14 protein-coding genes and 1 tRNA gene are annotated in these 10505 nt (G+C 62.0%); 11 read left to right on the forward strand and 4 right to left on the reverse strand.

All coding sequences use genetic code 11. The features are described from left to right. On the reverse strand, positions 1-561 hold a 561-nt coding region (locus tag ACOJSI_RS05710), incomplete at its 3' end, for a catalase (RefSeq protein ID WP_420137296.1). A 290-nt stretch (positions 562-851) separates the two neighbouring features. Between ACOJSI_RS05710 and ACOJSI_RS05715 the strand changes: the two genes are divergently transcribed. The 3 genes from ACOJSI_RS05715 to ACOJSI_RS05725 all read left to right on the forward strand — a co-directional run bounded on the left by ACOJSI_RS05715 (position 852) and on the right by ACOJSI_RS05725 (position 5111). Then, a complete protein-coding gene (locus ACOJSI_RS05715) occupies positions 852-2276 on the forward strand; it encodes a phospholipase D-like domain-containing protein (protein ID WP_420137297.1) in 1425 nt (474 codons plus the stop codon). Between the two features lie 203 nt (positions 2277-2479). Continuing rightward, positions 2480-4075: a Na+/H+ antiporter gene (locus tag ACOJSI_RS05720; RefSeq protein WP_420137298.1), complete on the forward strand. Its 1596-nt coding sequence runs from the start codon at positions 2480-2482 to the stop codon at positions 4073-4075. Positions 4076-4475: 400 nt separating this feature from the next. Next, positions 4476-5111 carry a hypothetical protein gene (locus ACOJSI_RS05725; protein ID WP_420137299.1) on the forward strand — a complete coding sequence of 212 codons (636 nt, stop codon included), beginning with the start codon at positions 4476-4478 and terminating at the stop codon, positions 5109-5111. Positions 5112-5815: 704 nt separating this feature from the next. Here the strand turns inward: ACOJSI_RS05725 and ACOJSI_RS05730 are convergent. Further along, positions 5816-5892 (reverse strand) — tRNA-Arg (locus ACOJSI_RS05730). 170 nt (positions 5893-6062) lie between these two features. Between ACOJSI_RS05730 and ACOJSI_RS05735 the strand changes: the two genes are divergently transcribed. The 8 genes from ACOJSI_RS05735 to ACOJSI_RS05770 all read left to right on the forward strand — a co-directional run bounded on the left by ACOJSI_RS05735 (position 6063) and on the right by ACOJSI_RS05770 (position 8611). Further along, on the forward strand, positions 6063-6239 hold the full coding sequence (locus ACOJSI_RS05735; RefSeq protein WP_420137300.1) for a hypothetical protein: 177 nt from the start codon (positions 6063-6065) through the stop codon (positions 6237-6239). Positions 6240-6274: 35 nt separating this feature from the next. Then, the gene (locus tag ACOJSI_RS05740; RefSeq protein WP_420137301.1) at positions 6275-6466 is read left to right on the forward strand and encodes a hypothetical protein; all 192 of its coding nucleotides are present in this window, start codon (positions 6275-6277) and stop codon (positions 6464-6466) included. Continuing rightward, complete coding sequence (locus tag ACOJSI_RS05745; protein ID WP_420137302.1) at positions 6463-6705, forward strand: hypothetical protein; 243 nt, start codon at positions 6463-6465, stop codon at positions 6703-6705. Before ACOJSI_RS05740 ends, ACOJSI_RS05745 begins: the two co-directional genes overlap by 4 nt. Then, positions 6705-7307, forward strand: coding sequence for an SOS response-associated peptidase family protein (locus ACOJSI_RS05750; RefSeq protein WP_420137303.1), 603 nt, complete (start codon positions 6705-6707; stop codon positions 7305-7307). The genes ACOJSI_RS05745 and ACOJSI_RS05750 overlap by 1 nt, the downstream gene beginning before the upstream one ends. After that, positions 7304-7504, forward strand: a complete 201-nt coding sequence (locus tag ACOJSI_RS05755; protein WP_420137304.1) for a DUF6961 family protein — start codon at positions 7304-7306, stop codon at positions 7502-7504. Before ACOJSI_RS05750 ends, ACOJSI_RS05755 begins: the two co-directional genes overlap by 4 nt. A 113-nt stretch (positions 7505-7617) precedes the next feature. Further along, complete coding sequence (locus tag ACOJSI_RS05760) at positions 7618-7929, forward strand: hypothetical protein (protein ID WP_420137305.1); 312 nt, start codon at positions 7618-7620, stop codon at positions 7927-7929. Positions 7930-7950: 21 nt separating this feature from the next. After that, positions 7951-8139, forward strand: coding sequence for a hypothetical protein (locus tag ACOJSI_RS05765; protein ID WP_420137306.1), 189 nt, complete (start codon positions 7951-7953; stop codon positions 8137-8139). Further along, entirely contained in the window at positions 8132-8611 is a 480-nt protein-coding gene (locus tag ACOJSI_RS05770; RefSeq protein WP_420137307.1) for a hypothetical protein, read from the forward strand. The genes ACOJSI_RS05765 and ACOJSI_RS05770 overlap by 8 nt, the downstream gene beginning before the upstream one ends. A gap of 8 nt (positions 8612-8619) precedes the next feature. On the opposite strand, the gene ACOJSI_RS05775 is transcribed toward ACOJSI_RS05770, so the two are convergent. Both ACOJSI_RS05775 and ACOJSI_RS05780 read right to left on the reverse strand, forming a co-directional pair. Beyond that, a complete protein-coding gene (locus ACOJSI_RS05775) occupies positions 8620-9375 on the reverse strand; it encodes a hypothetical protein (protein ID WP_420137308.1) in 756 nt (251 codons plus the stop codon). Positions 9376-9886: 511 nt separating this feature from the next. Beyond that, positions 9887-10438: a hypothetical protein gene (locus ACOJSI_RS05780; protein WP_420137309.1), complete on the reverse strand. Its 552-nt coding sequence runs from the start codon at positions 10436-10438 to the stop codon at positions 9887-9889. Positions 10439-10505 lie beyond the last annotated feature (67 nt).

Below are 10505 nucleotides of genomic sequence, written 5' to 3' on the forward strand. Positions count from 1 at the left end.
CGCCCAGTCCCAGAAGGTGTCGTGGGCGCTTCCCGCCTGCGGGTAGGCGCGATCGGCCTCCATCTTCACAGCGTGAACGAGAACGGGGAATTTGATCGCTTCCTGGATGAAGAAGACCGGGATGTTGTTGCCGACCAGATCCCAATTGCCTTCCCGCGTATAGAATTTGACGGCAAAGCCACGCACGTCGCGAGGCGTATCGACCGAGCCGGCGCCTCCGGCGACGGTAGAGAAGCGGACGAACACCTCTGTCTTTTCGCCTTTGGTAAACACGGCGGCGCGGGTCAGGTCGGAGATATCGTCGGTCGCCTCGAACACGCCGTGTGCGCCGGAACCACGCGCATGGACGATCCGCTCCGGGATGCGCTCATGATCGAAATGGAAGATCTTTTCGCGAAGAACGAAGTCTTCCAGCAGCGTCGGCCCACGCGCGCCGCTCTTCAGGCTATTCTGATTATCGCTTACCGGAACGCCGTGATTGGTCGTCAGCACCGCGCCGTCGGACGAAGCGCGCTGATGGGGCTCACCGCCGTTGCCGGTCGTGGAGGAGATATTCGTCATGATGGGCCTCACCAATATAGGTTAGACACCCTGAACGAGCGCGGCGGTGAAAAGCCCCACTGCGATTGAACCATGTGGCGTAAAATCTTGTCCGCAAAAGAAGACCTGACGGACAGCGGCAAGGCAGCGCGCTATACGGCGCGCCTCCAAATTGCGGCGATGTACCCAAGGCTATACGCTGGAGAACGAGCGTCCGGTTGCAGCGGCGGCGAAATCGCTGTCAAGCAAAGGCGGCGGCGGTTTACCCCGGAGCGCGCGTCGAACGATTGATAAGGATGATAACGGCGGGCATGGACAAGAAGGCTTTCTGGCGCGTCGAGCAGGCGACGCGGATGAGCGTGCTCGTCGACGCCGACGATTATTTCAAGAATGCACGCCTGGCGATGCTGAAGGCGCAGCGCCGGATCATGCTGATCGGCTGGGATTTCGATGCACGCATCCATCTGGTGGCGGCCAAGCGCGAGCCTGGCGAGCCGGAGGCGGTTGGCGATTTCATCTACTGGCTGGTCGAGCGCAATCCCGAACTCGAAATCTTCCTGCTGCGCTGGGATGTCGGCGCGCTGAAGACGCTCGTGCGCGGTTCCAACATTCTCACACTCGCCCGATGGATGCGGCATCCTCGAATCCATACGAAGCTCGACAGCTTCCATCCGCCCGGCGGATCCCACCATCAGAAGATCGTCGTGATCGATGACGGTCTCGCCTTTTGCGGCGGCATCGACATGACCAGCGAGCGATGGGACACCCGCCGCCATCGGGACGTAGAGCCACGTCGGGTCGTCCCCAATGGCAAGCACTATAAACCGTGGCACGATGCCACCACGGCCCTGCAGGGGCCGGTTGCGTCCGCCTTGGGGGAGCTCGCCCGCCACCGTTGGCAACGGGCCGGCGGTGAGGCGCTGGAAGCGGTGGACCCACCAAGAAGCTGTTGGCCGAAAGGGCTGCCGGTCGGCTTCAAAGATGTCCAGGTGGGGATTGCGCGCACCGCCCCGGACATGCCGGACTGCCCGGAGATACGCGAAGTGGAGCAGCTGTTCCTGCAGCAGATCGCGGCTGCGAAGGTCTCCATCTACGCGGAAAGCCAATATTTCGCCTCGCGCAAGATTGCCGAAGCGATTGCGGCCAAGCTGGCGGAGACGCATGGTCCCGAAATCGTGATCATCAATCCGGAGCATGCCCAAGGCTGGCTCGAACCGATCGCGATGGACACGGCACGCGCACGCCTCGTGGCTGCGCTCCAGCAGCGCGATCCACATGGGCGGTTTCGGCTCTACCATCCTTTCACCACCCGAGGCGCGCCGATCTACGTGCATGCCAAGGTGATGATCGTCGACGGGCATATTCTGCGCATCGGCTCGGCGAACATGAACAATCGATCAATGGGCCTCGACACCGAATGTGACGTGACCATCGACGCGGGCGACGAGGGGGCCGAGGCCATTCGCGCGATCCGCGATGGCCTGATTGCAGAGCATCTCGGCCTTCCGATCGCCAGGGTCTCCGCGCAGATCGACGCGCATGGGTCCCTCATCCGCACAATCGAAGCATTGCGCGGCAAGGGCCGATCGCTTCGTCCTTATCAGGTACCGGATCTCAGTGCGGTTGAAGCGTGGCTTGCCGACAATGAAGTGTTGGACCCCGAAAGCCCCTCGGAAATGTTCGAAGCCACCGCCAAGCGCGGCTTGTTCCGCCGTTTGCGCCATCCCTTCGGCTGAAGCGCGATCGGGAAATGCGCGCGGCTTGTGCTCGGATCAGGCCGCATCGGCCCTTGTAAATACAACACATGGAAGACCACGAAAGCCAGATCGATTGATCTGCATCTGACGAACTGCAGCATCGCGCTGGCAAGCATGCTCTGGCCGGGTGCGATCCATCTGGTTAGACTTGCTGCCGAAAGGCTGGTCGTCTCAGCCATAGCATGAGGACCGCCGTGCATCCCGCAGAGATCTTTGAACTCATCCTGGTGATGCTGGGTGCGGTGCTCGTCCTGCATTGGCTGGCGGAGCGGCTCCGGTGGCCGCCATCGGCCGCTTTGTTGATCGGCGGCGGCGCGCTCGCCTTCATTCCTGGCGTCCCACTCGTGACGCTCGACCCCGAGCTTGTGCTGGTTCTTTTTCTGCCGCCGCTCCTCGTAGACGGCGCATGGAACACCGAACTGGTCCGCTTCCGGCGGCATATCGCCGGTATTCTGTCCTTGGCCGTGGGGCTGGTGATATTCTCCACCGTCATCGTGGCGGCCGTGGCCCACTGGCTGATACCCACCCTCCCCTGGGCAGCCTGCGCCGCTCTGGGCGCGATCGTGTCGCCGCCGGACGCCGTATCGGCGCGTGCCGTGCTCCAGCGGGTGCGGCTGCCACGGCGCTTACAGGCATTGCTGGAAGGTGAGAGCCTGCTCAACGACGCGACCGGCCTCGTCATCTTCCGCTTCGCCGTTGCGGCGGCGATGGGCGCCGACTTCCAGCCGGGCGAGGCGGTCGGCCGCTTCCTACTGCTCATCATCGGCGGCGGTGCCGTTGGGTTGGCGATCGGCTGGCTATGGGTCGTCATCGCCGCGCGGCTACGTGATGAACTCCTCCTTGTCTGTGCCACCGTGCTGGTCGGGTGGGCGGCCTATCTGTGCGGCGAGGCACTGGGCGTGTCCGGCGTCATCGCAGCGGTGACGGCCGGGCTGGTGCTCGGCTGGCAGCAGCACGTCGTCTTTTCCGCAGCCGTCCGGTTGCGCGGCACATCTTTCTGGCAGGTTCTCGTCTTCCTGCTGGAGGCCCTGGTGTTCATCCTGATCGGCTTCTCGCTTCGCGACATCGCGATGCGGGCAGGCGGGCTGGAGAGCGTGCTGGGCGAGTTCGCGCTTCCCTTGGGGGCAATCGTGCTCGCGTTGGTTGTCGCGCGCTTTGCGTGGGTCTTCGCCTCGGACGCTATAGTGGGGCTGCTCCACCGCCTCGGGCTGGGGCAGGAACAACGGATGGGCGCCGCCTGCGCGACAGTCATGGGATGGGCCGGCATGCGTGGCGTAGTGACGCTGGCCGCCGCGCTGACGCTGCCGGCCAACTTTCCCCAGCGAGACTTCATCTTGCTGGCCGCGTTCGGAGTCATCCTGGTGACCGTGCTGGTGCAGGGATCGACACTGGGCATCCTGATCCGCTGGACAGGGGTGCGCCGCACCGAGGACGACGCGCCGCCGATGACCCTGACCGCAGCGGAGAATGCAATGATGCGGGCCCAGTTGGCGGCGGTCGAGCGTCTGGCCCACGACGCGGACGGCAATCTCATCCATCCGCAATTGCTCCGCCGCTATACCGCCCGTGTTGCGGCAGGCGAGCGGTTCTCGGGCACGGAGGAGGAGCGGACCACCGCGATCGCCTCTCACTTCGATGTCATCATCGGCGCCGTAGCGGCCGGGCGCGCAGAATTGGTCCGGCTCCACCGCACGCACCAGATCGATAATGAGACCCTGAGCAGCCTGGAACTCGACCTTGACCTGGAAGAACTTGGCGCAGAGTCTGCGAAAGCCTGAACGAACGCCAGCCACCTGCCGATCGGTGGTGCCAATGCGATCGCCCGTATGTCGATCACATCAGGTACAAGCTTCGCCGCGTGTAACGTTGCGCTTAAGCTGTCGTCGGCCCGGCACCTGTCCTCGGTAAAAACCAGATTACCTAACCCCGCCATGTCGCTGGATTGCGCATAACCTATCGTTTTGCGACAAAATCACCCTAAAACTTGCATTTAGGGTGGGCGCGGCAATGACGCCCTGGCCGCTCCGCCCCGCGATGTCGACGTAGAACCTCGGTCGACCTCAGCGGTGTCGACACTCCTCGTCCCTCCATGCCACAATGCGCGCAGACGAGGCATCGATAATTTGTAACGTTGGCTTCGGCGGCGTAAGTCGTTGTCGACATGACAGAGTAAAGCGCATGGCGACCAAGGATCCTGCTCGACCTTGGCACTCAGGTCCGACAGTGCTCGCGGACATTCGAGACTTGGCCGGTCCTGCGGAAGCTCCCCACACGATCCGCTTTTCTGGAGAGATGACGGCCACGTTTGAGTTGCTGCGGCGTAGCAGCTATCCCGGCGGCCACTCGATGGAGCGAGGCGGCACAATCGTTGCCGACGAGAAGGGTGTCCTTTCGCTCCAGAATATCGGTGGGCACGCCTCGTCGAGCTCTGCATTCTATCCAAGTTACGATCTGAAGGATCCTCGAGGTTACTCCTTGGTGGGCGTATTCCACACGCACCCTTATGATCGTTCCGAACTGTCGATGAACGGCGTGTCATTCAGTGGCGGCGACATCGGCGCGCTGTCGGTCGATCCGGTCATTTTGGCGGTTGTCCAGTCCGGGCCTCGACTATTCGCGTTCGTGAAGACGGCGCTTACGCCCAAGGACATCGATCCCGAAGCCGAGCACGCTGCGGTGAACGCCGAGCTCGAAGCTCGCGTGCGGGCGGGAAAGCCTTTTCAGCAAGGCAGTCGCATCATCGCGCAGCAACGCGCCGAACGTTATCACCTGGCCTATTATCAAGGCGCTAATGGCGTTCTGGATAGGGTCTGAGGAAAAATGATGTTTAGCGCCTTTTTGATGTTACTCACGTCGACAGCGTCGCCACAGCCTCGCTGCCAGTCCGGCTTTGCGGCGGCGTCTGAGCAACTCCGCTTGGCTGATCACTCCGTTACGCGGCGTGACTTCCCAGCTGCCAATCGGGCTCTAGACGCCGCTTTGGACAAGCTTGGCCACGCATATGCTCCAGGCGGGATGCTTGACGATTCGGGCATGCACCTCGTGGTTGCCTCTCAGCAAGAGCGTAGGGGGAAGCTGAAGGACGCCGTTGAGATAAAGCGACGAATATTGACCGACCGGATGGCCATGTGCACCACGCATTCGCGCCCGATGCCGTCGCGCCCTCCTCGACCGTAGGATCTGATTGAGCCGACAGGTGCGGCGCCGAGGAGACGGGCTCCAAGCCTAAGTAGCAATTCGAGATGAAGGGGGGACTGAGTTTCCACTTTCCGATGTAATTGGCTCGCGCTCAATAGAGCGTCGAGCGAAGCTGGCCTGATTGTGTCGGTGACCTCCCGCCCGCGCGACTTCTGGAACTTCCGCAGAGCGGAGCGCAGGGGCGGACTGACGACGGGGTTTTCGAGCGAGCTTGATCCTGCGGGCGACCGAACTGCGCTAGGCGACGGCATTTATTGCGCAACCTAACGACAGCTACAGCGCAACGTTACCGCGGCTTTTGCCCACGGATCTATAGGCGCTGGTGCCCCGGGAGAGACTCGAACTCCCGACCTGCGGTTTAGGAAACCGTTGCTCTGTCCTGCTGAGCTACCGGGGCAATGGCGGTTTTCCAGCATTTCTGCCCGGAAACGGTAAGCGCGATACGCGCAGAACGCGCGGAGGGCAACGGTTCGTGTCGGCACAAAGGATGGCACATTCTGTGCCCGTTCTGTTCTCCATCAGCGGTCGATTGATCGTTCATCCCCATTGGTGTTAGTTCGATCCATAATGACGGATCGCCGCCCCCTCTCCTCCCAGAATCAGCAGCGCTTCCGCCGGCTCACCGACGAGGAAGCGCGCGCCGCCGGCTTCGGCCCCGCATCCGGCATCGAGGTTAGCGAGCATGCGACCTTTGACGACGTCGTGAGCAGTGGGCCGTTCAAGCTGTTCAAACCTCGCTCGTAGGCGCATCCTCGCCGCATCGACTCGGGAGAGAAGCCATGAAGCTGATCGTCGTTTTGACCGCCGCTGCCCTGCTGAGTGCGCCGGCCATGTCCGCAAGCTGTCGCGATGCGAAGGGCAAATTCATCAAGTGTCCGACCGCCGCCGCCCCGGCGGTCACCAAGGATCCCAAAGGCAAATGCCGCTTTTCCAGTGGCCCGAAGAAAGGCCAGTTCACGAAGTGTCCGTGACGCATGGGCAATTCGACGACTTTGACACCACCGCAGCGATCAACGGCGGAAGCTATCGCGTCCGCGTGACTGGTTATGTGCTCCGCGGCCTCTGGGGTGCCGGTGTGGGGCCGCAAGACGCGCGCGGGTTGGTCGAGCGAAATCGCGCGGTGATCGAGACGATCGCCGCGGAGAAGCTCGCCCAGGGCAGAGTGGAAGGCGATCTTATCGTCATCAAAGACGTCGACCTGGATTTCTGATGTGCAACGAGGCGGCGCGTCGAATCGCGCTGAACCAGCTTCGGGAAGATTGGAGCGAGCTTAAAATCCCGCTGCGGTTTCCCGAAGGGCTACCCAACATGGCGCCCCTCGACAGCATCAAAATAACCGACCCCAGCGTGATCATCCGTGCCTCGGCTGACGCACCAGATGAAGCGGAGCTGGTCACACGGCGCTGGAGCTGGCCCGCTCCTACCGGCAAGCCCGTCTATAACTACCGGTCGGATGGCCGGGAGTTCACCAAAGGGCGGTGCCTTATCCCGATCGACGGCTTCTATGAGTTTACCGATCCTCCGCCGCTCGAGGACGCGCCGAAGCGGCGGCCGAAATCCAAATGGGAGTTCCGGATCAAAGGGCTCGACTGGTTTTGTGTAGCCGGGCTGTGGCGTACGGATCCCAAGGTTGGCGAGGCCTGGACGATGCTGACGACCGAGCCAGGCCCTGACATTGCGCCTTACCACGATCGGCAAATCGTTCTGCTAGGCCCGCATGACTATGGACGGTGGTTAGATCCGTCGGTGCCCGCGCGCGAGCTGTGCAAACCTCTGCCGGCCGGAACACTAGAAGTGCAGCAAATGCGGTGATCAGCGAACTTGAGCTTTGGGCCTGCGCTCAGCATGTCGTTCGCCTTCACGGCAGCGATAGCAGGCGGTTTCTGACGGAGCGCGTTTCCGAGCTTGCGCGCAAGGGGGATCAGTGTGGTGTCGACACTTGGATGGCGATCGCCGCCAGGGTCGATGAGCTGACGGATTGCGAGGGGATATGGAAATCCCGCCACTGACCACAGCCGCTTGACTCCATAAGAACAAAAGAGGAACTTATCTCCACTTTGGAGGTGACGTTATGCTCGATTCGGAGGCCGCAAATGTGAGTTCGGCGCCCGTATTGCGGGTCATGCCAAACTTGCTCGACGTGGTGCGGGCGGACTTGCACCGCGTCCTCGACGCTGGGCTCGATCCGGTCGAGCTGCTCGTGCATGGCAGCTGCCTGCCGACGCTGGTCAGGTGCGCGAAGATAGAAGGTGTTTTTGAGGACGAGAGTCCAAGCGAGATCCTCGGGTTGCCCCTGATGCTCAGCAACAACATCATCTCCGCCCAGGAGGGCGCTCGGATCGTTTGCCAGGGCGACGCTACACATGCCGAACTCTTGCGCCGGCGGGGGGCGGGATCGACCGCCGCGAGCTTGCCGCTCGACCGTAGCAACTAACCACCACTCAGGAAAACGACCATGCAGCAGGACACGCAGCTGCTTGAGGCAGCGGCGGTGATCTATCGCGTCTGTTTCACGGCGGCGCCGATAGATTTTGAGGAAGCGCGACGCCGCGAGAGCTTGATGTATCGCCGGGCGATCGAGGCGGCAGAAGCTGTCAGGGGCGCACTTGACACGACGCCGGCCAACGCTGTGGGGCATGGATGATGCAGCGCGCCAACGAGCGCTCTTCATCGGCCTAGCCGCCTTGCAGGATTACGTGGACCAGGCGCGGCGCAACCCGCTCCGCGGGACGGTTCACCTACGTGCGCTACTCGCGGCGCTGGCGTTGCACGGAAAGGGTGACCCCACACCGTATCAGCACTTTTGGGACAGAGTTCGCGAGCCGCTGGATCCCAACGCCTATTCGGAGGCACCGCAGCATTATGAGCGCGGCACCTATGCCCAGACCTATTGGACCATGATCGCGCGGGATCTCGGCTTCCCTGCGGATAGCGTGGATTTCTGCCATCGGATCAACGCTGCGGTCGCCAAGGCGCGCCGGCCGCCTTCGGAGGAAGAATCCGTCGCGATCGCCGAGAGAGAACGGATCGTTCAGGAGCTGCGCAATGCCGTCCATCATCGCGAGTTTGTAGCGACCAAAGGGCGCCGCGGAATGAAACCGAGCGGCTACCCCTGACCAGCCGATCAGGCGTGCCGCGGCTTCAGCGTCAAGATGCTGTACGGCAGATGGGAGATCCCGGTCAGCGGCCCCGTGTTCGGCAGGCGGTCGTAGCCCTCAATCGCGTCGCGTGCCGCCTCCAGCCGCTTGTGATCGACCTTCCACGACTGCTCGGCTTTGCCGTCAAACCAAGAAATCTTGTCTTGAGATGCCACGAACGGATCGAACACCCATTCGATCTTCGGGATCGACATCCCGCCATGCGCCATTTCGGAGAAGGCACCGATGGTAAGATCATCATCGAAGATGATCGCCTTCACATCACGATCGACGGATTCCTCCAGGCGTCGGACCTGATCAATGTGATCGTCGAAGAAGGCGAGGCTCTTCGACATATCGCATTCGGACAGGTCGAACGTGGTCCAGTCGTGTCCAACATATTCGACACGATCCGTGCGCGAGATCAGTCGGGAAAGATCGATGTCGAAGCTGATTACCCGCGCCCTCGGTGCGCCCAGTTTGAGCGCCCACGCGCTCGCACCCTGGAAGGTGCCGCTGTCGATTATTGTCGTCGGCTCATAGGATCTCGCGACCAGGTACAGCAGCAGGAGGTTGTTGAGCCGGCTACCGCCAGCGCGCGTGCGGAACGGCGAGCCCAGATATGCTTCGTAAAACGTAGCGACGGCACGATGCGTGTCGAACTCCGCCAGTTGCGGGAACAGCGTCTGCGATTGCTTCCACTTGTCGAACGCAGCCGCCAGCCGCTTAGTCAGTTCTGCCACCTGCGCAGCGCCCGACGGCCGTGCAGTGAAGTCCGGACCAACGCGCGTGATCCCCAACCCCGCACGCGCAAGGACTTTATTACTAAACCGATATGCTTGTCGAAGCATTGCTCACCCCCATGAGAGAGCGGGCTTAACCTCAGAGGGGTGCTTATGGAAGCCGGATTTTGGACGCCGGATCATCGCGAATCCTGCTGTTTGCTTAATGATTACGATGTGTGCCGGCCTGCATCATGGCGGGAGTTTGCCGCAGCGTGATGAGCAAGGCTCGGGTTTGCTAGTCGCGTCTGGGGCGACCACCGGAAAGCAGGATATTCCTTTGCCAGTAGGGAGAAGGCAAACGCAACAATGAGCGCCGCCGCCAGGTAGAAAACGCTCTGCTCGATCTTTCGCCCGAACCGCTCGCCCATGTATGCCGGCCCCCTCAATTCAGTAGCCAGCTTACCCCTGCCCTAAATCTCTCCGCAATCGATATGGGGCAGCATCGTCCGTTTCGGATCAGGACTTTGGATCAGCGGGGTATCGCGCTGATCTTCACCCACCAAACCGGCCAAGCCAGCGCCTTCACTGTGTTTTCGGAACAGATCCGCAGGTCTTCTTCATCCATGATGGACATTCGACCGGAGCTGTCAGCTGTACCGGCGGCGTCGGCATGGCGGCCGTCACTCGCTGCGACGCTACCACTTCCAGAGGCTTCGGCTTGGAGACCGTCTCGCAACCGGCGAGCATAATCAGCGGCAGCAGCGCGAGCGGCCGCCAATTCAAGTTCAAGGGCATTTGCCGTCTCCTGTGATGCCTGTGCCTGCGCGGCTTCAACGCGTCGGGCGTTCGCCAGATCTTCGGCCAAGGCTTGTGCTCGTGCTGCGCGGATCCGGGCCGCCGTCAGGTTGAGGGTTGCTGTCGCTCGCTCCATGACCGGCTGATATTTGGCGGTCAGTCGGGCGTTCTCACCGCTACGCCCATAGATACCGCCAGCAATCCATGCTGCCATCAAAGCAAGGATCGGCAGCGCCACCTTGGCAACCGTCGCCCAAGGGGAAGGCATCAGGTTCAGCGGGTTCATGGCGTCGGCCCCGTTGCGCCGTTCGTGTCAGCGTCTGCGGATGTGGCTGGCGCGCGCGTCGATGGAC

This window comes from Sphingomonas sp. (assembly GCF_048595155.1).
Classification (GTDB): domain Bacteria; phylum Pseudomonadota; class Alphaproteobacteria; order Sphingomonadales; family Sphingomonadaceae; genus Sphingomonas_I.